Origin of the sequence: Candidatus Tisiphia endosymbiont of Dascillus cervinus, from assembly GCF_964026405.1 — a bacterium.
Classification (GTDB): domain Bacteria; phylum Pseudomonadota; class Alphaproteobacteria; order Rickettsiales; family Rickettsiaceae; genus Tisiphia.
In genome coordinates, this window is sequence record NZ_OZ032146.1 from 1,310,711 (window position 1) to 1,333,346 (window position 22,636).

Sequence of the window (22,636 nt, forward strand, 5' to 3'; positions counted from 1 at the left end):
TTTTTTAATGCAATATGTTTAATATTACAAAACTTACGCTATGTAAGGTTCTAAATAGCGTAAAGAGGGTGAACGTAACTGCTGTTGCATATAATGATCTAAAAGCCCTAACTTTATTTGATAAACCGTCTTACCTATTTTGTGTGCAGTTCTTTTTAGAAAAGCCCACACTAAAAATGCACAACTAATGTGATTACGCTGGATGCGTTGTTTTCTGCATTGGCATCGTTCTATACCGGTAAGTTGCTTGATTTCTCTATGCATGCTCTCAATTACCCAACGAAAGCCACACTCATCTTGTACGGCTTTAGAAGATTTTTGAGTTTTGTTATTGGTAACAATATAATCAACTCTGTTGGTAGAAACAGTAAGTTTAAACAAATTAACATGCTTATCTTTTGCAAAGCCCTTTATATGAATCTCCACTCCGCTCTTAATTTCCTCATCTGAAAACGTTAACTTGCTAACAGCTTTATAAGGCTTAGAAGAGGAAGTTTTAGTAACGTTTCTATTTGCTTTAATAGGAGCATAATAATATTTACCCAAGGAATCAACATGTTGCATAATTTTATGCGTAGCATACCATGTGTCAAAAAGCACAGTTTGAAAAGGAATCTTTTTGCTATACACAGCATTATTTAACATATTTAATAGGTGTTCTACTTTTGTCGCTCCATCATGTTCGGGCGAAAAAATTCGGTAATCTATTACCCAAAACTTATTAATATCCGGATTATAATATACCAAACTTACTACTCCTATACCAGTAGTAATACCACCTGTAGCCCCACTGTACTGTGATCTAGCAATTTCTATTTTCTTGGTATTTCTTTTATTTAACACCGTATCATCAAATATTGTATATCCGTTAGGCGATAAAATAACATCATCCTTAATATGTTCCCATAACAAAGAAGGTGTATATTTTTCATTTTTTAAAAATCTATTAATAACATCATGGCTACATTTTTTGGCATGTTCAGCATAGTAGGTCAAACTATAATTCTTTTGACTCACTATTAGAAATTGACAGTAATCTGTCCTATTAACTGGTATTGCTTGCAATTTTATCCTCTTGGCATTTGTAAATTATACTCAACATAATGTACCATTTTTTTTTCTCATAGCGTAAGTTTTGATATATATTCGGGATTTACCGATAATATTATGCAAGCTGCAATCGCGAGCGATCTTAGGGGGTAGGGCTTCCGTCCTATCATAACTGCATAAATAAAAATTGCCGTCATAATGAATGCCCTTGTGGCAGCAATTTGCATGCCACTTAGCTGCAAATAACCATAACTGCCTATTAAAGAACAAATTGCTGCAATTGACTTTATGTTGTAATTATAAGCAATATAATTTGATAGATTTAATAAGAATCTTGCTGATATGAAAAACAGCATAGCTACCAATGACAAATGTAAACCGGAGACGCAAAGTATGTGAGATATACCGCTTTGTCTCATTTCCTTCATTAATTTTCGATCGATGGCTTTGGTTTCTCCTAGTAATATTGCTGCGGCGAAATTACCTTTAATAGGACCAAGTATTTGGATTAGGCGATTGTAAATATTTTTTTTAATTTTATAGATAAAACTATTAGTATAAAGATTACTATGTGCTATAATTTGAGGGGGGGACAGTGCATAGCCAGTGGCGTTGATATCTGCCAAATATGCATAAAAGCCAAAGTCATAGCCACCTGGCAGAATACTAGTTTGCGGTTTATAAAGCCTCGCCACTAGGCTAATATTATCATTAATATTAATTTCCTGGGCATATTTTGCTGGCATGCTTATCCTAACTTTCTCTAAAACCTGATTAGACCTATTAAGTCTTTGAATTTTTACCTGATATAATATAACTTGCATACCATGAGTGGTCGGTTTCATCGATTCTATAGTGCCACCTATTTGTGAAATTATTGGCTTTTTAATACCAACAACATGTAAATTTGATATACGATATTTGCCAACTAGCATACCACAGGAAAAAGCGATAATTATCCCCGCAATAAATCGCCCAAATATGTTATTTCTTAAGGTTATTAGTGACAAAGAAATTGTGAAAATAGCTAGAATAGATATAAAGGAAGGTTCGCTACTTAAAGTAAAATAAGTACCAATACCGCAAATGAAACTAACAAAATACCAAAGGCTGAGATTGTGATATTCTTGTTCTAAAATGCTTTTGGCAAGTCTAAAAATTAATTTATAATCTCTTAGGGTCATTGCATCTAATAGTAGATTTTTACTTAAAATAAACTACTATTAGATATAATTCAAGAAATCTATTCCCTCATTTCACCCTGAATATATAAATCATGAGCTACCTGATAAAAACTAATAGCTTCTTCCACTAAACTAGGAATATTCTCAATCTCTATTTTATCTTCAGCAATTAATTTATAAGTTTTTGCTTGTTCCTGTGGTCGTAAGATAACTAAGTGATTATCCTTCATGAAGCCAAGCAATTGATAAGTGCTGATAAAAGCTCTGTTTGCTGGCATGTTTAATATATCTTGACCAAAAAACTTACTATTATACGAAAAATTTAATAATCCCAAAATAGTAGGAGCAATATCAATTTGACTGGCTAAATTATCAACTATCTGTGGTTTTAATATATTGGGAGCATATATTAATAGAGGTATGTGATATTTATTAACCGGTAAATCAGTTTTACCAGCACTTGATGCACAATGATCAGCCGTAATAACAAAGATAGTATTATCAAACCAAGGGTGAGTTTTAGCTAATTCAAGAAACTTACCAATAGCATAGTCAGTGTATTTAACAGCTGCACTACGTCCACCACCAGATGGCAAATCAATCCTACCTTCGGGGAAAGTATAAGGACGATGGTTAGAGACAGTCATAATTAATGAGAAAAAGGCTTTGCCTTCTTTATAATTTTGATCAGCTAACTCCAGTGATTTTATTAGTATATCCTCATCAGCTACTCCCCAAATATTAGAAAAACTTATTTCGTTGGATTTTAGATTGCCTTGATCAACTATATTATAGCCATTACCATGAAAATAATTTTGTAAATTATCAAAGTAACTATAGCCACCGAATAGGAAGTTAATAGCATAGCCTTGATTCTTAAAAATAGTAGCTATATTAAATAATGACTGATTATCAGGACGACGGATAATAGAAGAGCCAGGAGTTGGCGGTACTGATAAAGTAATAGCTTCTAAACCTCGTACTGTTCTAGTTCCTACTGCATATAGATTGGTAAAAAATATGCTTTGTTCAGCTAATTTATCCAAATTTGGCGTAATATTTTGTTGATTGCCAAATTTACCCATGAATTCGCTACTCAGACTCTCGACGGTAATAAAAACAATATTATATTTATTACTGTTAAAAGAACCTGCCCTGATATTACGTTCTACAGTAGTAGCATTTGAGTATATTTGTTGTTCTTTCGATAAATTGCTGCGAACGATATTTAAAGCCTGGTTTTTATCAATTACTGGATAAAATTTATTATAATCTAAGCTATTATTAAAATAGGCAGAGAAAAACTCATATGGACCGTTTTTAGCAAGTTCGATAGCATATTTATTAGAATTAAAAGCAATTTTATTAGGGTTATAGAAATTAAAAGCAAGTAAGCTAAACAAAAATAGCATTATTGTGCAGATAACATATTTCTTACTATTTTTTATAGTACTTGCTTGATTAATTATATATTTTCTTAAGAAAAAAACAATTAATAGTGTAATAATTATAATGCCTAGTAATATTTCTATATAGGGCAAAGATTCCTTTACAGTACCAATGATTTCATGGGTATAAATTAGATAATCTACAGCAATAAAATTAAATCTAACACCGAACTCATCCCAAAAGATAATCTCGGCAATGGCAATAAATATTAGTAGTGCAATAGTACAAAAATAAGCGATAAAAGAGCAGCTTATATACAAAAATTTATACCGAGCCAATAATTTGTAAAAGCCACTGATCAGCAGTAAAATTACTGGTAAAAAATAACAAAGAGATATTAGATCATTAAATGTACCAATAACAAAAATTGACACTAGATCAGATATGGTTATTTGTTGTTGCCATAAAGCATATGAGCTTAATAGAATACAAGTAATAAACTGAAATATTAGGTAAATTCTAACAATAGGAAAATGAAACAGTGTTTTTATCATATATATCTAAATTAACGTCATATATGGACTTCGTCCATATATGACGGTTTATTTCTTTCCTTTAAAAGGACGATTTTAACTTATCTCCCTAGCTATTAGTCTTCCTATTACCATAAATGTCAAGAAAAACTTATGGGTAATAGGAAGCTGCCTACGTAGGGATTGATACCCTAGGCTATTAAACACCGATGCCTTACATCAACACTTGAGATTAGGCAGTGAAATTTCAACCAATAAACCGCCTAAAGTTTTGCTATCCTGCAAAGATATTGTACCGCCATGATCAATAATTATTTCTTTAGTAATAGCAAGACCAAGTCCAACATTCCCTGAATTATTAAGCGAACGTGACTTATCTGAACGATAAAATGCTTTAAATACTAATAATTTCTCTTCATCCTTTATGCCAATACCATTATCTTCAATTTTTATTATGGCATTAGTAGAACTAGAATATACAGTAATTCTTATTTTTGTAGAATATTTTATAGCATTACTTATTACGTTAGATATTGCACGTTCAAAGTTGATAGGCTTGATTTGTGCTGTTATCTGCTCTGTTGCAAGCAACTCAATATTGGCAACAGGCCATTTATTTATGATAGTAGACATCCAAGAAGATAACTCAATTATTTGAGCTTCTTCACCATTTTCACCCTTAGCAAAGTCAAGGTATGATTTTATCATTTGTTGCATGGTCAGTATATCTTCCTTAAGACCTTCTGTTTCTTCAGATTTGTTCATTAACTCCAGTTGTAATTTCATTCTAGTTAAAGGAGTACATAAATCATGTGAAATCATAGCGAACATTCTAGTTCTTGTAGTGATTTGTTTTTCAATTCGTTCTTTCATTTTAAGAAAAGCAATACCAGCCTTTTTAATTTCTTTTGCACCAGAAGGTTTAAATGTTTGTAATCTTGTAATTCCTTGTCCGAATTGATCAGCAGCATCTGCAAGAGTTAAAATGGACTTAATTTGATTTTTAGAGAAGATCAAAGAAACAGAAAGTAATAAAATAGTTAAAAAGATTAACCATAAAACAAAAATATAAGCAGTTGGATTCATCAATAATTTTGCGGGGAAAGTGATTTTTAGTAAACCATCAGTCAATTGGAATAATACTTCAATTCTTCCTGCATCATTAATCTGTACTATATTTTTCTTATTAATTTTTACGTTAATAATATTTTTAAAAATCTCTAATTCTTCACTAATTCTAGGTTGTTTGCGTGGCAAGTTTAATTTTTGATGAAACTGATACGACAAATTTAAATAATTTGTCTCTGTTGTGTTTTTTTCTAATAGATTATTGTCGTCTTGTTCAAGAAGGGAAATAATTTCATTAGCAATAATATTGCTAGTATAGTAAGAGACATTATACCAGTGACGATCATAAAATAAAAACACTGCTAGAATTTGTCCTATTAATGTCGGAACAATGATAATGAGTACAAATCTGGTCAGTAATGTTTGTGGGATAAATTTATGTATAGATAGCATACCCGCTATTCCGAATGGTTTTTAAATATTTAGGTTCTTTAGGATCATCTTCAATCTTACTTCTTATTCTGACAATTTGTACGTCGATAGAACGAGGGCTAAGACCGCCCATTATTTTTGATAATTCATCACGTTTCATTTCTTGCCCAATGTTTTTTAATAATACTTCTAGCAATTTTTGTTCTGTAGAACTCAATTGTACAGGTTGATTATTTTTTATAAATTCCTTTGATTCTAAATTATAATAATTATTGCCAAATCGCTTGATTTCATCTTGTTTTTTATAATTATTATAGCTATTTAATAGGTTATTAATCCTGAGTAATAATTCTTTCGGTTCGAAAGGTTTGGTCAGATAATCAGATGCACCAGATTCTAATCCCTTGATACGATCACTTGGTTGTGATAGTGCAGTTAGCATAACAATTGGTATAAGGTTTTTACTTGATCTTATAGTATGGGCAAAATCAAGCCCTGTAACATTCGGCAACATAACGTCTAGAATAATTAAGTCATAAATAGAGGATTTTAATAGTTCCTCAGCTTCTTGGACAGAAGCTGCTGTTGATACTAAAAAGTTGTTTTTATACAAAAACTGTTTTAAAAGTTTTTGTATTCGAGTATCATCATCGACTACAAGAATGTGGGGTTTTGAGCTTTGCATAAATAAATTTTCGGTGATAAGAATTACTATAGTTTAATAGTGGAACATTGACAATGACAATAATACAAGAAAATACATTAACTGAAAAGCCGTTTAAAAATCTTAATCAACTATCAGGTTATATCTGGATTAATGGTAGATTTATTGATTGGCAGGAGGCTAAGACACACGCTCTTACTCATAGTTTACATTATTCTGGTGGAGTTTTTGAAGGAGAAAAAGCCTATAATGGCAAAATCTTTAAATTAGAAGAACATACCCAACGTTTGATAGAGTCGGCAAAAAGTTTAAGTATAGAGGTACCGTATAGTTTTGAAGATATTATAACAGCTCACCAGTTACTTATAACAAAGAATAATATTAAAGATGCTTATATTCGTCCATTAATTTGGTTTGGTAGTGAATCTCTTAATCTGACTAATACGAATTTATCGGTTAATTTATTAATTGCTGCTGTTCCATCAACTCCTAGACCTTCTGATGATTTAAGTTTGCATATTGCACGTTGGCGGAAATGCCATCCAAACTCGTTGCCGCCGCAGTGTAAATCGTCAGGACATTACAATATGATGATAGTATGCCAAAAAGAAGCTAAGTCTTTGGGTTATAGTGATGCAGTTATATTAGATTGGCGAGGATTTATTGCTGAATGTACTACTACAAATATCTTTTTTGTAAAAGGAGAGCAATTATTTACACCGATAGCTGATAGTTTTTTAAATGGCATAACGCGTCAAACAGTTATAAAACTTGCTAAAGAGTTAAATCTTGAGGTTAAGGAAGAGTACATAACTCTAGATAGGTTAGGGGAGTTTAATGAATGTTTTATGACTGGTACAGCTGCAGAAGTTAAGGGGATTAAATCGATTAACCGTGGTGATCAAAATATTATCTTTGAAGATAGTAAAATTACTAATTTGTTAAAAAAAGAATATAATAGCTTAGTGCGTAAATAAATAGTGATATAATGGAACTGATGCGATGAACAATAATATATTTAAAGGGCTTATTACAGCTATTATAACCCCGTTTAAGGATAATAAATTAGATTTTGTTTCTTTGGAGAAAATACTTAACTATCAAATTGATAATAAAGTTGATGGAGTAGTGATTGCTGGTTCTACTGGTGAAGGCCCTAGCTTAAGTTTACAGGAATATCAATCTTTGTTAGAAATAGCTGTAGAAATTACTAAAAACCGTACCCAAATAATAGCAGGTTGTTCCGCTATTACTACCAGTATAGCCATAGATATGATAAAAATATGTACAAAAATTCCTGTTGATGGGCTTATGTGTAGTATTCCTTCTTACGTAAAACCCATGCAAGAAGGAATTTATTTACATTTTGAAGCTATACATAATGCTTCTATAGATAGGGCAAGTAATTTGCCCATAATGCTGTATTCAGTACCTAGTAGAACTGTGGTTGACTTTTCAGATGACACGATAGTTAGGCTCAGTAAACTACCACGTATTGTAGCTTTTAAAGATGCAGGTAATGATTTAGAACGTCCTTTGAGAATTAAGGCTGCTGTAAGCAAAGATTTTAACTTATTGTGTGGTAATGATGGATTAGCGTTATCTTATAATGCTCAATCAGGAGTAGGGTGCGTTTCTGTTGCCTCTAATATAGCACCTAGTTTGTGCAAGAAATTACAGGATAATTGTCATGCTGGTAATTATAAAGAAGCTCTGCGAATAGAGCAGCAGTTACTACCCTTATATAAAGCATTATTTGCAGAAACAAACCCAATACCAGTGAAATATGCAGCGTGCAGATTAGGGTTATGTTCTAACGAGTTAAGGCTTCCTTTAACTTCAGCGTTGAAAGTTACTGAGGAAAAAGTAAATAAAGCTATGGACTATGTCGGAATATAAGAAAATAATAGCACAAAATAAAAAAGCATATTTCAATTACTTTATTGAAGAAAAAATTGAAGCTGGCATAATATTAACCGGGAGTGAAGTTAAATCACTGCGTCAAGGAAAAGCTAGTATAGAAGATAGTCATGCAGAAAATTCTGCAAATGAAGTGTTTTTATATAATTGCCATATTGCGGAATATGACAAAGCTAACAGATTTAATCATTCGACTAGAAGAACTCGTAAGTTGCTTCTTAATTCTAGTGAAATAAAGAAAATAATTGGTAAAATTCGCCTAAAAGGCTACACTCTTCTTGCGCTTTCTTTATATTTCAATAAAAAAAATAAAGTAAAAGTTGAGTTAGGCATAGCAAAAGGTAAAAAATTACATGATAAAAGACAGTCTATTAAAGAACAAGATTGGAAGAGGGATCAAGGTCGGATTATGCGTGCGAAGTAGGATAAAAATAATTTTTATGCGAACCCAACTCACAGCACCTTAACTTCTTAGAGCCTAAAGCACCCATTATACTTCCATATAAACAAATAGGTAAAGTTAATGACAATAACTCCTGACTACATAATTGAAAGAAAACAAAATAAATTAAAATTAAGGCTGTGGAAGTTAGCAACAATTTTAATGTTTATAGTTTTAATTGTTGTGATGATTAAGAAATTTAATTTGCCAAGTTCTGAATATGTAACTACTAATAGTAACTATATAGCTGTAGTTTCAATAGAAGATATAATTTTTGAGGATACAAAACGTGATAAAAGATTGGAGAAAATCATTGATGATGATAAGATTAATGCTCTAATTGTTAATGTTAATTCTCCTGGTGGAACTGTGGTTGGATCAGAGAAAATTTACAATATACTCAGAAAAATATCAGCAAAAAAACCGGTAGTGATTGTTATGGGCACATTGGCAGCGAGTGGAGGATATTTGATATCATTAGGAGGGGATTACATAATTAGTCATAATGGAACGATTACTGGTTCAATTGGTGTGATTTTCCAAACTCTAGAAGTAACAGATTTAGCAAAGACACTAGGTATTACCTTCAATAATTTTAAATCTGGGGAATTAAAAGCTGCTCCTAATCCTACTGAGAAAGTTACAAAAGCTGTTCGTCAAGCTATAATGTCTAATGTACAGGATACTTATGATTATTTTATTGAACTCGTTGCTTTAAGAAGGGGATTAGCAATTGAAGAAGTTAAAAAAATAGCTGATGGTCGGATATATTCTGGTCGCCAAGCTTTGAAACTAAAACTTGTTGATGCTGTGGGTTCTGAGGATGATGCGATTAAATGGTTACAGGAAGTCAAAAAAATTGATAAAGATTTGAAGGTAAAAGAATTTAAAATAAAACCGAAATCAAAATTTCTTGAAATTATTATGGAGGATTTTGATAGTGTTTTACCAAGTTTTTTTAAAAATAAATTTCAAGGAATAAAAGCAATTTTTTAATTTATGGCAAGAAAGTCTGATTTAGTGGATAAAATATCTAAGGAACTTAATTATCTTTCTAAGGAAGATATAAAAGATTCTATAGATTTGGTATTTGATTATTTACAGTTTAGCCTCGCTGAGCAAAATCGTATTGAAATTAGAGGCTTCGGTAGCTTCTCAATTAGGGAGCGGAAATTTCCCAATAGTGAGCGGTCATATAAAACTATCTATTATCGTGGACATCGCTAGGCTTTTGGAAAAGGGAGGGAATAATTCTTATCCCGAATTCGCGTTCTCATGTTATACTATTAGCCAAAGCCAACTTCCTAGCCTCTGCTGATTTACCAGTATAAACTATATTTTGGTAATTAAGTTTGATAGCGGTAAATAAAGCTGTGTGATCGTTTCCTACATTAACAATAATTTTTACGATTTGGGGAAATTCTTCAATTAGTTTTTTAAAAATATAATCCCACACTAGCATACCGTAATATCTCGTGCTACCACTTTTGTTAGTTAAAATAACCGGCTCATGGAATTTGGATAAGAACTCTCGTGCATCGCTTAAGTTTTCTATTGTGTAAGTTATTGGATTTGGCATATTTTTTGACTTTTTACTTACTCAAATTAGGCTCTTATATCTTAAAAACATGTTATAAGTAGTTATAAGAGGGTGACTTGATAGGTTCTAGACAGAAATAGTCGTTCACAGAATAAGTACCCTCTTACAAGGTTTGCTTTGAACAAATTGCAGAAGGTGCTTGAAATACAGTAGCCTTGCACAAGAAGAAGGAGATTATATCATGAATAAAATAATAGGTCTAGATGTAAGTAGAAAATGCCTTGATATAGAAGTAGGGTTAGTTTCATAATTATTAGCAGTTACTTCTTTGCTCATTTGCTTACTCTTCCAACAAACTGCTACATAACATATTGATTTTCAGTATTTTCTGCTGTTAAAGTAAATCCTAATTCTTTTGCACGTTTTTCAAGAGTCTGTACTAATTTGGTCTTGTATTTTTGTTCATAATTGCTTATACCTTGCTCAACATATACTTGTCCAAATTTCAACAACCTATAAAATAAGCAAGCTATTTTCCTGGCAGTTGCTGTGATAGCTTTTGGAGTTCCTTTACTGATTTTTATTCTACGCATAAATGCTCCAATAGCGGTTTTGGTTTTACCTGCTGCGGCAGCTGCAATTCTGAAAACAGTGGAAGCTCTGTTGATTACTTTTCGAGTTCTAGTACTAAAGACTTTTTCACCAGTTATTTTATTAGCAGGGCTTAAACCCAACCATGAAGCAAAGTGGTTTTCTGACTTCCATTGCGACATATCTGTACCGACTTCAGATATAATTGTTTGGATAGTTAGTACATTAAGTCCTGGTATTGTACTAAAGTCAAGACCAGTCATGTTATAGAGCTCCTGCTTAAGATTAAATTTAGGTCTGTTGCTACCGGTTCTTTTTGAGTCATCTTTTATTACTTCATTCCCTTTCGGTTCAAAATCTTTATAATGTCCTTCTATTTCAATATCAATCTCTTCAATTTTTTTTAGATAATCCATGTATAATTCAAACTCCTGCTTCAACACAAAGAGAGGTTTCTTGCGATAATCACCTTGAAGTGACTTAATTATAGTTTCTTCACTACTTTTGATTCGGTAATCTCTAAATTTTGCCAATTTTACTGGATCACGCTCACCACCTATAATCGCTCTAATGATTGCCATACCTGTTGTACCTGTGATGTCGGTAATTACATTACGTAGTTGCATATTCATCTCTGTTAAAGCTTTTTGCATACGAAATACATGCGTTGTAGAGTTTTTGATCAGACGCTCTCTTTGACGTATATAACTTCTTAGTACACAAACACTATCTTCAGGTCTGAATGATGACTGTAATAAACCACAACTATGTAATTTTTGTAGCCATTGGGCGTCTTGTACATCACTTTTGCGTCCAGGGACATTTTTAACATATTTAGCATTGACCAAATATACTTCAAAACCTCTTTGTTAGAGTATTTGGTATACTGGTATCCAATATATCCCTGTTGATTCCATAGCTATCGTCTTAACTCCACATTTTTTTAACCAATCTGCCATTTCTCTCAAATCACTGGTAAAAGCGGCGAATTTTCGCACGTTCTTTTCTTCCCTATCAACTGGTACGCAAACGTAATGTACTCTAGAACCAACATCGATACCTGCTGCGTCAGGATTAATTACAGCCAATTTTTGCTCTTTATTATTTGTCATAAAATTACTACTCCATTAAATTAGACCGAGCTAATTTAAAGATGGAGTGTTTAGTGAAATTAATCTCTTAAACGAGGTCACTTATGTATTATAGAACACATAATGCTATCAATGATTTTACCAACAGCTCCAAAACCATGCTTCCCAACGGACTTGCATTGCACCATTGACAGTACCGGTTATATCTCTTTAACCAACTCGGCTGACTTAAACTTTAACACAGGATAACCGCAAACACCACCCCTTGTGGTTGATAGTTCACCGATAACAGTTTGTTTATGTTATTACATAATGCGAAGCATTTTGTTTGGTGCTTTCCACATGAAGCCCTTCGCTCCACTCCCATTACAGGAGCTTCATCACTACTCCAACTTCATCCGCCTCAATAGCATGGAAAATTTGCTATTGGTTTCCAAGTTCCATACCTAACCCTAACCTATGTTCGTGCCACCTATGTACCGTTTGCCAGTAACTCGACTATTGTATGACAGCTAGTTACCTTATCTTACAAGCTCTTCGAAACCCATAATTTTGACAAAAAGAAGACTCTCTCGATACTTAAATACAGTGATTCACTTTCGTTCACCTCCATAGGTCATACCTGACTGTTTCCAGCCTTTTCCTTAACACTCACCACCATATTCCTTAGAATACAGCAGCTTAAGGTAGTTTGATATCTGCTCATACCAGCCGATTCCGGTGGACCTACCACCATGTTAAGTACAGCACCACTCCTCACTTCTACAGTGACTCGTACTCTTGGTACACCGAAGATAAGTCGTCGCTTGCAGCGACTCCTCGCAATGACGGTTTAAGCCTTACAACAGCACTTCGCTAATAGACGATTTTTAACTTTCAACAGTTGTGGCTAGCAGGGGGGTGACATCGAAAGGGAATCAATGCTTCAGCCCTAAGGGAATTATACTGATAATTTATTACATCGCAATTTGTGTTTTTTTGCTTAGAGTCCTTGACTTCGTTAAATTAATAACGTTATATTGCAAAACTTACGCTATGAGAAAAAAAATGGTACATTATGTTGAGTATAATTTACAAATGCCAAGAGGATAAAATTGCAAGCAATACCAGTTAATAGGACAGATTACTGTCAATTTCTAATAGTGAGTCAAAAGAATTATAGTTTGACCTACTATGCTGAACATGCCAAAAAATGTAGCCATGATGTTATTAATAGATTTTTAAAAAATGAAAAATATACACCTTCTTTGTTATGGGAACATATTAAGGATGATGTTATTTTATCGCCTAACGGATATACAATATTTGATGATACGGTGTTAAATAAAAGAAATACCAAGAAAATAGAAATTGCTAGATCACAGTACAGTGGGGCTACAGGTGGTATTACTACTGGTATAGGAGTAGTAAGTTTGGTATATTATAATCCGGATATTAATAAGTTTTGGGTAATAGATTACCGAATTTTTTCGCCCGAACATGATGGAGCGACAAAAGTAGAACACCTATTAAATATGTTAAATAATGCTGTGTATAGCAAAAAGATTCCTTTTCAAACTGTGCTTTTTGACACATGGTATGCTACGCATAAAATTATGCAACATGTTGATTCCTTGGGTAAATATTATTATGCTCCTATTAAAGCAAATAGAAACGTTACTAAAACTTCCTCTTCTAAGCCTTATAAAGCTGTTAGCAAGTTAACGTTTTCAGATGAGGAAATTAAGAGCGGAGTGGAGATTCATATAAAGGGCTTTGCAAAAGATAAGCATGTTAATTTGTTTAAACTTACTGTTTCTACCAACAGAGTTGATTATATTGTTACCAATAACAAAACTCAAAAATCTTCTAAAGCCGTACAAGATGAGTGTGGCTTTCGTTGGGTAATTGAGAGCATGCATAGAGAAATCAAGCAACTTACCGGTATAGAACGATGCCAATGCAGAAAACAACGCATCCAGCGTAATCACATTAGTTGTGCATTTTTAGTGTGGGCTTTTCTAAAAAGAACTGCACACAAAATAGGTAAGACGGTTTATCAAATAAAGTTAGGGCTTTTAGATCATTATATGCAACAGCAGTTACGTTCTCACCCTCTTTACGCTATTTAGAACCTTACATAGCGTAAGTTTTGATTGTATACTTAAGAAATATTAATTAAGTAGGAGTAGTTGTATGATAAGTGGTAAAGAAAACTTAAGGTTTGCCAATGAATCTGTGAATAAGCTAGCTGAGGCTGCAATTGCAGCCTATGTTAGCTTACCACCATCTTCTCCTGATAAGAAAAATTTAGAAGATGTTGCTGAGATTATAACTAGTACGATAAATGTTGCGGATGGAAGTAACTTACAGAAAAATATAGAAACGTTAACCAAAAAGGTGGAAAACAGTAAAAATCGTTCCCCAATTGTTATTAAAGCAAGGGAATGGACTCGTTCTCTTATTAAGTTTTTAAAATTTCCATTTAGTAAACAACATAAAGAAGAGTTAAAACAAGTAGAATCAGATTTTATTAAAGAGCTTGGACTTATAAAAAGTTACTATAAGGCTATTTCCCCTGTGCAAGAACAAATATCTACAAGCATTCCAGTAAAAGAAACCGGGGTTTTGCCCCCATCTTTGGTAGAAACTCAGCAGAAACCTCATATAATGACGGCTACCACAGCACCGGTAGTAGTACATGAAACTGCACACTTTACTATCTCAGTGCAGGCAACAGTTACTCCTCCTAACGATCCAGTTACGCCACCACCAGCACCACCGCCACCACCTCCTCCGCCTTCACCTCTTCATTCTAATGTAATGCTGCAACAGATATCTCAAGCTGATTTGTTGGCGGCTATAACAAAAGGTAACTTTAAGTTAAACAAAGTAGAAGACCGAACATTAAATGAATTACCTGCAGACCAAGCAGATGATCCCTTTATGAATGAGTTGCAGAAAAAGTTGGCAGTACGTCGAGGATTTGTTGAGGGACAAGACGATAAGAAGGTATCTCCAACATATGCTAAAGACGCTGCTGAATTTGAAAGGCTGCGAAGAGAAGAAGAAGCACGCCAAAAAAGACAGGAGATAGAGGCTCCAAGGATAGCAGCAGCACTAAAGGAAGAGGCGGAAAAGAAGGCAGCAGCTGAAAAGATACTATCTCCTCCTAAGGCTCAATCTAAGCTTGGAGAAATTCCACCACCACCACCACCTCCACTTTCTTCGCCTAGTACAAACTCGCTACCTAATATTAGAAAATTAGAAACAGCTGTAGAAGTATCTCCAACAACCAAGCCACAGACTGAGCAAAAGAGACCGGGGTTTGTTGTCGGCTCAGCAGATATCACAAATGCACTAGCAGGGTTGAGGAAAGCAGCTACTTCTCCTCAAAAAGAAACAGAAGCACCTACACCAAATTTGGGGGTAAAGCTTAAACAAAAAACAGATACACATACTAGGTAACCGACAAAACAGTGCAATCCAGCTCAATAGTCTTCGATGTCATTCCTAGCTAAAAGTGGGAATTCAAAAAATAGCCTACAAAAGTTATATAGCAAAACTTACGCTATGTAAGGTTCTAAATAGCGTAAAGAGGGTGAACGTAACTGCTGTTGCATATAATGATCTAAAAGCCCTAACTTTATTTGATAAACCGTCTTACCTATTTTGTGTGCAGTTCTTTTTAGAAAAGCCCACACTAAAAATGCACAACTAATGTGATTACGCTGGATGCGTTGTTTTCTGCATTGGCATCGTTCTATACCGGTAAGTTGCTTGATTTCTCTATGCATGCTCTCAATTACCCAACGAAAGCCACACTCATCTTGTACGGCTTTAGAAGATTTTTGAGTTTTGTTATTGGTAACAATATAATCAACTCTGTTGGTAGAAACAGTAAGTTTAAACAAATTAACATGCTTATCTTTTGCAAAGCCCTTTATATGAATCTCCACTCCGCTCTTAATTTCCTCATCTGAAAACGTTAACTTGCTAACAGCTTTATAAGGCTTAGAAGAGGAAGTTTTAGTAACGTTTCTATTTGCTTTAATAGGAGCATAATAATATTTACCCAAGGAATCAACATGTTGCATAATTTTATGCGTAGCATACCATGTGTCAAAAAGCACAGTTTGAAAAGGAATCTTTTTGCTATACACAGCATTATTTAACATATTTAATAGGTGTTCTACTTTTGTCGCTCCATCATGTTCGGGCGAAAAAATTCGGTAATCTATTACCCAAAACTTATTAATATCCGGATTATAATATACCAAACTTACTACTCCTATACCAGTAGTAATACCACCTGTAGCCCCACTGTACTGTGATCTAGCAATTTCTATTTTCTTGGTATTTCTTTTATTTAACACCGTATCATCAAATATTGTATATCCGTTAGGCGATAAAATAACATCATCCTTAATATGTTCCCATAACAAAGAAGGTGTATATTTTTCATTTTTTAAAAATCTATTAATAACATCATGGCTACATTTTTTGGCATGTTCAGCATAGTAGGTCAAACTATAATTCTTTTGACTCACTATTAGAAATTGACAGTAATCTGTCCTATTAACTGGTATTGCTTGCAATTTTATCCTCTTGGCATTTGTAAATTATACTCAACATAATGTACCATTTTTTTTCTCATAGCGTAAGTTTTGATAGTTATGATATACTAAACCTCAATTTCGGATTAATTTTATTAATCCAAAATTGGAATGACAACGAGAGTGCTTAATAAAAAAGTAAGTATTTTATACTAAAATTGAGGAAATTATGATATATTGCAAACAATCTAACCAAACATCTTATCCTTTTGTCTTACCGGAATTACCTTATGGTAAAAGTGATTTTGTTCCGCATTTTTCCCCTGAAACTTTTGACTACCACCATGGGAAACACCACCAAACATATGTAACTAACCTGAATAATTTTTTACAAGATAATCAGGAATTGCAGAAAAAAAGTTTGGAAGAATTAATAATTTCTACAAGCATAAAACCAACTGAAGCAGCCATATTTAATAATGCAGCACAAATATGGAATCATACTTTCTTTTGGCATTCTATTAAGCCTTCAGGTGGAGGGAAGCCTACTGGTAAGATATTGGAACAGATAAATAAAGATTTTGGTAGTTATGAGAATTTTGCTACTGAATTTAAGCAAGCAGCAGTAAGCCAATTTGGTAGCGGCTGGGCGTGGTTAGTCTCTAATAATGGGAAATTACAAATAGTAAAAACTAGTAATGGTGAAACTCCTATTACTAAATCTATGAAACCTTTGCTTACCTGTGATGTTTGGGAGCATGCCTACTATATAGATTATCGCAATAAGCGTCCGGACTATGTCTCAGTTTATATAGAACATATGATTAATTGGCAATTTGCTGAAAGCCATCTTTGAAACTTAATTTTAGAAAAAATACAATCAATAATTAAGGTAATTAGTTATGAAAAGAAAGCATACTGATATAGAAAAATCATTAGTAAATGTAAAGGAATATCAAGACCTTTGTTCCTATGCAGATTCACAACACTACAGCGAACTAGAAAAGCATGATAAGAGATATCTTAAAACAGCACTAAGAGAAGTACAAGATTCATTAGACATAAAGAAGAAGAAAGAACTCTGCGACTTATGATCCAAACTGCTACGGTGTCGTAGGTGTATTAAAGCTTATTAAAGTAACCCGAAAACATAAAATAGAACTACCAGATAGATTAACATTCCGTAACTCTATGGATAAAAAAACAAGTTGCTCAGAAGATGAAGCTAAAAATATAAAAGATAGAGTTGAGGAGTCTATTATAAAACCTAATATATATAAAGCCTGTAGAAATTAAGATGGCCTTGATGGCAAAATTAAATCAAATCGTTGAGGAAGAATCGCCACTATTTAGGAACAACAGATAAATGAACTATTACAATTAAAAATACCTAAATTTAATGAAACAGACCTAAATTTAGAACATTACTTTAAAAGTTTATCTCGTGATATACAGCAAGATATACCTATCGATCCTAGCATAGAGTGTACAGGAGTTTCTCATGATGAAAGCCATAGTTAAAACAATTTACGCAAGCATCCGTAATGGAAGTCAATAAAAAAATAATAACTTAACCTCAGTTTGACGTAAGGAGCAATTTTTGTGCTTTTAATTTATTATGCTTTATTGCTGGTTTGCGTGGTTTGAAGCAATAAGCTATAAGCCCTGAGATTATATTGACAAATGCATTAGTTGGACTTCGATGCCTTGAATGCTCAATTTGGCAGCAATTTTTTAACTGATCTATTACAGTCTCTACGATACCCCTTTTACCTAAAAAGAACTCCTGAATCTCTGTCATTATACGTACTTTCATGTTCTTTCTCACTTTGGTAAATATATCTACTGCTTGCTTTTTAAGCTGCTTAATAATAGGCTGTCCTAAATACCCCTTATCAGCAAATAGCCAACCTGTGTAAATTGTAATCAGGTTTTGCCCCCCTATTGTAATAGACTTCTTTCGAAACTCTACTTCTGCTGGTGATTTGTACGTCGATGCGGTACTCGAATCCGTAACGGAATTAGAGTACGCTGCGGTTCGAGGTGAAGCGTCTCCTTCAAATCCCTCAGCACAAGCGAGTTTCGAAAGAAGTCTATTACAATAGGGGGGCAAAACCTGATTACAATTTACAAATTACCAGTTTTCATGCAAGAAACTATCAACGATAAAAGTTGACGAGACGTTTTACTTAATTGTTTACCACAATTATTGGTAAGATTTCGCCACTCAGGCGGGATGAAATTACCAACAAAATTATAAAAGATAATATCTTGATTTTCAACTATAGGGCGAGGAAAATTAACGATTCTGTCATATTCTCCCCTTGTAATAGGGTTAAGAATATATTTTTTTGTAGGTCAAATTTCAGGAAATTTGTCTGAGAAGTTACATATGAATTACATATGAAATTTTTAGTAAAGTAAAAAAATCCTGAAATCCTGATAAGAACTGGCGGAGAGGAGGGGATTTGAACCCCTGACACGTTACCGTGAACACGCTTTCCAGGCGAGCGCCTTAAACCACTCGGCCACCTCTCCATCTATGGGAATTCAGAATAACAAGTTACATCGAATTCAGTATTATATATAGAAACAATCAGGTTTGAAGCGGCTGCCCACCTGATTGTTAAAATATAATACTCCATTCAATATGTGATTTTAATAATTAAAATCACATATTGAATGATGAAAAAAGTTAAAATGCACTCGCGTCAGCCGCTTCAAGAGTGCATTTTTCCTTATAACAAAGCAAGTATCGATATAAGAATTATTAATTCTTATATCGAACTAAGGTTACGTAAGCAATAGGTTTGGTATACTATTCGTCTTTAAAGTGTTAGCATTGTCTTACTATCGGGACTTTGCGTACTCACATACTAAATATACGATTAGTTAACTTGCCACTCGTACTCCTAGCCAATTCTTTAAAGCAGAAGTGTATCTACAGTTTGCTACTTCAGAAAATTATTAGCATAATATTCACAATATTCTTTAACTGGGCAAGCAGGGCAATTTGGTACTCGTGCTTTGCAAATATACCTACCAAGCAATATCAACCAGTGATGAGCATGTTGTAACCATTTTTTATCGATAACTTTAACTAATTCAAGTTCTACTTTTTTGGGAGTATTACTATTTGCCAGTCCTAATCTTTTAGAAACTCTAAATACATGCGTATCAACTGCGATAGTTAACTTACCAAAGAGGCAATTCAATACTACATTAGCAGTTTTTCTTCCGACACCTGGCAATTTAATTAAGTCATCAAAATTGTTAGGTACTTTGCTGTCATACTTATCTATCAAAATTCGACAAAGTGCAACAATATTTTTTGCTTTGGTTATAAATAAACCTATTGATCTTATATAGGTTCTTACCCCTTCTTCCCCGAGCTCTAATATTTTTTCTGGTGTATTATACTTCACAAACAATAATCTAGTTGCTTTATTAACTGAAACATCAGTTGCTTGTGCGGATAATATCACCGCTACTAATAGAGTAAAATTATTAACATATTCTAGTTCCGTTCGGGGAGTAGGATTATTTTGGCTTAAAATTTCAAAAATTTTATCAACTATTTGAGCTTGCATAATATAACATTTAAGAGTAAAAGAAGTTATAATTTTTATCAGGTTTAGGAATGTTAGAGAATAGAAATTTTGATTTTATAAAAAATGAAATTGCTAATCATGATATTGTATTATTTATGAAAGGCACTGCCAATTTTCCTCAATGTGGTTTTTCTGCTACCGTTGTTTCTATCTTAAAAAAACTTGGCGTAGAATTTCGTGATATTAATGTTTTAACCAATCCTAGCTTACGTGAAGATATCAAATCTTTCAGTGATTGGCCTACCATACCACAGCTTTATATAAAAGGGGAATTGATAGGTGGCTGCGATATAGTACGTGAGATGTATGAAAACGGTGACCTTGTTTCATTATTAAAAAATAAACATATAATATCTAAGTAACCTCAATTAGATATAAGAATATTTATCTTATATCTAATTGCCTTATAAATGAGTATACTCTTCTGCTTTGAGTATATATCTAGTTATGGAACTGCCTTATAGTTTCAAGCAGTTCTTCGTTTTTATAAGGTTTATGGATTAGGTATGTTGCTTGTTCTTGTAAGAGCTTTTGCATTTCCTGATGATTGCTAGACAAACCAGTTTGAAAAATTATAGGAATATGTGCAAGGTTCTCATCACTTCTTATTTGTTTATGTACTTCACAACCTGTCATATCAGGAAGAGAAATATCAAGAAATATTAACTCTATTGTATTAGCATGTGTTTTAGATAAATTAACTGCTTCTTGTCCGGAATAAGCACTGATAATTTTATATTTTTGTTCATAATGTAGCACTAAGTTTATTACGTCATGGCAAATTGGTTCATCATCAACAAAAAGTATAGTAAATACTTTTGCCATATTATCCTTTGTAAGCATTTTATGTCTCTTTTTTATCGTATACAGGAATCATAAATTCTAATTTTGTTCCTCTTTTACGGTTATTCTCGGCAAATAGATAAACCAACACCTGTACCAAGAAAATTATTATTAGTTCGTGAACTACGAGTAAATACTTCAAAAATAGTCTCAAGTTCTGAGTCTGGAATTCCTATACCTGTATCGATTAGGCTAAAGCACCAATAAGGAATATTTTCATGATTTTTTAAATCAATTACCGCTATAATTAATCCTTCCTTAGTATATTTGAGTGCATTATTAAATAAATTATTTAATAATTGGTTAATCCTAATTTTATCTCCATTAATCATTGCTTTTGTAATACTATGATCAATAAGAATAATATTAATTCGATCGTTAATTATGTTTAATTCTGTAAGTTGCTGCACGGTCTCTTTTATAGAAGATAATAGATCCATAGCAACAAAATTAAACTGCATTTTCCCGGTACTAAACTTAGATAGGTCTAGTAGGTCATTAATTAATTTTATAAGACGTTGATTATTTTTAGCTATTATACTGACATACTTTACGTGTTCTTGCTCATCCATTTTATCCCAATTTTCATATAAAAACTGAGCGATACTACTTCCCCCATGTATCGAAGTCCTAATTTCGTGAGTAACGTGATTCAAAATATTATCTTGCTCTGATATCTTTTGTTCTAACTCTAATATTTTAGTTTTTGAATTATTTCTTAAATTAAACCACGAAAACATCTTGTACCTGCAAATATAAAGAACTACAGGAATCAAAAATATGACTAAAATAGTCCAAAAAAATTGGTACATATGCTTACTTTAGTTAAAATAATTATATGCAAGGTAAAATATAAAATAAACTAATGAAAATATCTAAAAATTTCAAATTAACATTTCATATAAATAATTCTAATTTAGTAATCTTTGATAATTTATTAACAAAATTTAATATAATATATAACCAACAGCTTATATATTATATTAAATTTTTCAACACAATAAATAATTTTTAATAAATTAGTCAAAAGGCTGTCTTAAGGTTATTGCAGCTGATAAAGTTCCTTCATCTAAATAGTCTAGTTCTCCACCTATTGGAATGCCGCTAGCTAATCTTGATATTTTGATAGTATAATCTTTAAAATATTCAGTAATGAAATAAGCTGTAGTTTGACCTTCTAAGGTGGAATTAGTTGCAATAATTATTTCATTAATGTTATTCTCTTGGCATCTAGCTAGTAATTCTGGTAGTCTTAATGCTTTAGAATTATGGCTATTTGCAGTTGACAAATTATGTCCTAGTACATGATAATATCCATTAAAAATGCCACTACGCTCTATTGCCCACAATTCTGTCACTGTTTCAACAATTGCTATAATAGATTTGTTGCGATCATCAGATGAACATACTCTACAAATATGATGAGAATCTATGTTGCCACAAATATCGCACTTGACAACATTATTATCTACGTAAGAAAGAGCTGAAATTAAACCTTTTAACCTAACGTCTTTTTCTTGTAAAAGATGCAGGACTATACGCCTTGCTGATCTTTGACCAAGACTAGGTAGTTTGGAGAAAAGATAGATCAACTGATCTATTTCATTTAGTTTATTCATTTTAGCATACCTTTACTACTTATAATAACCTCAAATATCGATGTAACAAGTTAATATTAGGCTCAGTATCATCCTCATTAGAGATGAGATATCATCTCTGCTAGCTACTATGTCATCAACTATG

22 protein-coding genes, 1 tRNA gene and 1 pseudogene are annotated in these 22,636 nt (G+C 32.8%); 10 read left to right on the forward strand and 14 right to left on the reverse strand.

What is annotated here, in order from left to right; all coding sequences use genetic code 11:
* Positions 1-33 precede the first annotated feature (33 nt).
* The 5 genes from AAGD19_RS06480 to AAGD19_RS06500 all read right to left on the reverse strand — a co-directional run bounded on the left by AAGD19_RS06480 (position 34) and on the right by AAGD19_RS06500 (position 6,341).
* The gene (locus AAGD19_RS06480; RefSeq protein ID WP_341747233.1) at positions 34-1,017 is read right to left on the reverse strand and encodes a transposase; all 984 of its coding nucleotides are present in this window, start codon (positions 1,015-1,017) and stop codon (positions 34-36) included.
* Positions 1,018-1,121: 104 nt separating this feature from the next.
* Positions 1,122-2,234, reverse strand: a complete 1,113-nt coding sequence (locus AAGD19_RS06485; protein WP_341747634.1) for a ComEC/Rec2 family competence protein — start codon at positions 2,232-2,234, stop codon at positions 1,122-1,124.
* A gap of 59 nt (positions 2,235-2,293) precedes the next feature.
* Positions 2,294-4,177: an LTA synthase family protein gene (locus AAGD19_RS06490; RefSeq protein ID WP_341747635.1), complete on the reverse strand. Its 1,884-nt coding sequence runs from the start codon at positions 4,175-4,177 to the stop codon at positions 2,294-2,296.
* Positions 4,178-4,375: 198 nt separating this feature from the next.
* A complete protein-coding gene (locus AAGD19_RS06495; protein ID WP_341747636.1) occupies positions 4,376-5,677 on the reverse strand; it encodes a sensor histidine kinase in 1,302 nt (433 codons plus the stop codon).
* The gene (locus AAGD19_RS06500) at positions 5,661-6,341 is read right to left on the reverse strand and encodes a response regulator transcription factor (RefSeq protein ID WP_341747637.1); all 681 of its coding nucleotides are present in this window, start codon (positions 6,339-6,341) and stop codon (positions 5,661-5,663) included. The genes AAGD19_RS06495 and AAGD19_RS06500 overlap by 17 nt, the downstream gene beginning before the upstream one ends.
* A 53-nt stretch (positions 6,342-6,394) precedes the next feature.
* Between AAGD19_RS06500 and AAGD19_RS06505 the strand changes: the two genes are divergently transcribed.
* The 5 genes from AAGD19_RS06505 to AAGD19_RS06525 all read left to right on the forward strand — a co-directional run bounded on the left by AAGD19_RS06505 (position 6,395) and on the right by AAGD19_RS06525 (position 9,909).
* Complete coding sequence (locus AAGD19_RS06505) at positions 6,395-7,297, forward strand: branched-chain amino acid transaminase (protein ID WP_341747638.1); 903 nt, start codon at positions 6,395-6,397, stop codon at positions 7,295-7,297.
* Between the two features lie 25 nt (positions 7,298-7,322).
* On the forward strand, positions 7,323-8,219 hold the full coding sequence (gene dapA, locus AAGD19_RS06510) for a 4-hydroxy-tetrahydrodipicolinate synthase (protein WP_341747639.1): 897 nt from the start codon (positions 7,323-7,325) through the stop codon (positions 8,217-8,219).
* Positions 8,206-8,664, forward strand: coding sequence for an SsrA-binding protein SmpB (gene smpB / locus AAGD19_RS06515; protein ID WP_341747640.1), 459 nt, complete (start codon positions 8,206-8,208; stop codon positions 8,662-8,664). The genes dapA and smpB overlap by 14 nt, the downstream gene beginning before the upstream one ends.
* A gap of 99 nt (positions 8,665-8,763) precedes the next feature.
* A complete protein-coding gene (gene sppA / locus AAGD19_RS06520) occupies positions 8,764-9,678 on the forward strand; it encodes a signal peptide peptidase SppA (protein WP_341747641.1) in 915 nt (304 codons plus the stop codon).
* 3 nt (positions 9,679-9,681) lie between these two features.
* The gene (locus AAGD19_RS06525) at positions 9,682-9,909 is read left to right on the forward strand and encodes an HU family DNA-binding protein (protein WP_341747642.1); all 228 of its coding nucleotides are present in this window, start codon (positions 9,682-9,684) and stop codon (positions 9,907-9,909) included.
* 46 nt (positions 9,910-9,955) lie between these two features.
* On the opposite strand, the gene AAGD19_RS06530 is transcribed toward AAGD19_RS06525, so the two are convergent.
* Both AAGD19_RS06530 and AAGD19_RS06535 read right to left on the reverse strand, forming a co-directional pair.
* Positions 9,956-10,261, reverse strand: a complete 306-nt coding sequence (locus tag AAGD19_RS06530) for a hypothetical protein (RefSeq protein ID WP_341747643.1) — start codon at positions 10,259-10,261, stop codon at positions 9,956-9,958.
* Between the two features lie 320 nt (positions 10,262-10,581).
* Positions 10,582-11,925: pseudogene (locus AAGD19_RS06535) on the reverse strand (IS110 family transposase).
* Between the two features lie 1,082 nt (positions 11,926-13,007).
* Between AAGD19_RS06535 and AAGD19_RS06540 the strand changes: the two are divergent.
* Both AAGD19_RS06540 and AAGD19_RS06545 read left to right on the forward strand, forming a co-directional pair.
* Positions 13,008-14,015: a transposase gene (locus AAGD19_RS06540; RefSeq protein ID WP_410520841.1), complete on the forward strand. Its 1,008-nt coding sequence runs from the start codon at positions 13,008-13,010 to the stop codon at positions 14,013-14,015.
* 64 nt (positions 14,016-14,079) lie between these two features.
* Entirely contained in the window at positions 14,080-15,351 is a 1,272-nt protein-coding gene (locus AAGD19_RS06545; RefSeq protein ID WP_341747645.1) for a hypothetical protein, read from the forward strand.
* A gap of 98 nt (positions 15,352-15,449) precedes the next feature.
* Here AAGD19_RS06545 and AAGD19_RS06550 read toward each other — a convergent pair whose 3' ends face one another.
* Positions 15,450-16,433 (reverse strand): transposase, encoded by a 984-nt coding sequence (locus tag AAGD19_RS06550; RefSeq protein ID WP_341747233.1) that lies wholly within the window; start codon positions 16,431-16,433, stop codon positions 15,450-15,452.
* Positions 16,434-16,668: 235 nt separating this feature from the next.
* Between AAGD19_RS06550 and AAGD19_RS06555 the strand changes: the two genes are divergently transcribed.
* Both AAGD19_RS06555 and AAGD19_RS06560 read left to right on the forward strand, forming a co-directional pair.
* Positions 16,669-17,295 carry a superoxide dismutase gene (locus AAGD19_RS06555; protein WP_341747646.1) on the forward strand — a complete coding sequence of 209 codons (627 nt, stop codon included), beginning with the start codon at positions 16,669-16,671 and terminating at the stop codon, positions 17,293-17,295.
* A gap of 46 nt (positions 17,296-17,341) precedes the next feature.
* Positions 17,342-17,533 carry a hypothetical protein gene (locus AAGD19_RS06560; protein ID WP_341747647.1) on the forward strand — a complete coding sequence of 64 codons (192 nt, stop codon included), beginning with the start codon at positions 17,342-17,344 and terminating at the stop codon, positions 17,531-17,533.
* A 482-nt stretch (positions 17,534-18,015) separates the two neighbouring features.
* Here the strand turns inward: AAGD19_RS06560 and AAGD19_RS06565 are convergent, their stop codons facing one another.
* From AAGD19_RS06565 to nth, 3 genes are all read right to left on the reverse strand, one after another.
* Positions 18,016-18,552: a transposase gene (locus AAGD19_RS06565; protein WP_341747648.1), complete on the reverse strand. Its 537-nt coding sequence runs from the start codon at positions 18,550-18,552 to the stop codon at positions 18,016-18,018.
* Positions 18,553-18,889: 337 nt separating this feature from the next.
* Positions 18,890-18,977 (reverse strand) — tRNA-Ser (locus tag AAGD19_RS06570).
* A 413-nt stretch (positions 18,978-19,390) separates the two neighbouring features.
* Positions 19,391-20,029, reverse strand: a complete 639-nt coding sequence (nth, locus tag AAGD19_RS06575) for an endonuclease III (RefSeq protein WP_341747649.1) — start codon at positions 20,027-20,029, stop codon at positions 19,391-19,393.
* A gap of 50 nt (positions 20,030-20,079) precedes the next feature.
* Here nth and grxD point away from each other — a divergent pair, with 50 nt between their 5' ends.
* A complete protein-coding gene (gene grxD / locus AAGD19_RS06580) occupies positions 20,080-20,412 on the forward strand; it encodes a Grx4 family monothiol glutaredoxin (RefSeq protein WP_341747650.1) in 333 nt (110 codons plus the stop codon).
* A gap of 79 nt (positions 20,413-20,491) precedes the next feature.
* Here grxD and AAGD19_RS06585 read toward each other — a convergent pair whose 3' ends face one another.
* The 3 genes from AAGD19_RS06585 to recR all read right to left on the reverse strand — a co-directional run bounded on the left by AAGD19_RS06585 (position 20,492) and on the right by recR (position 22,512).
* The gene (locus AAGD19_RS06585) at positions 20,492-20,875 is read right to left on the reverse strand and encodes a response regulator (protein ID WP_341747651.1); all 384 of its coding nucleotides are present in this window, start codon (positions 20,873-20,875) and stop codon (positions 20,492-20,494) included.
* Positions 20,876-20,955: 80 nt separating this feature from the next.
* On the reverse strand, positions 20,956-21,633 hold the full coding sequence (locus AAGD19_RS06590) for a HAMP domain-containing sensor histidine kinase (protein ID WP_341747652.1): 678 nt from the start codon (positions 21,631-21,633) through the stop codon (positions 20,956-20,958).
* Between the two features lie 279 nt (positions 21,634-21,912).
* Positions 21,913-22,512 (reverse strand): recombination mediator RecR, encoded by a 600-nt coding sequence (gene recR / locus AAGD19_RS06595; protein WP_341747653.1) that lies wholly within the window; start codon positions 22,510-22,512, stop codon positions 21,913-21,915.
* Positions 22,513-22,636 lie beyond the last annotated feature (124 nt).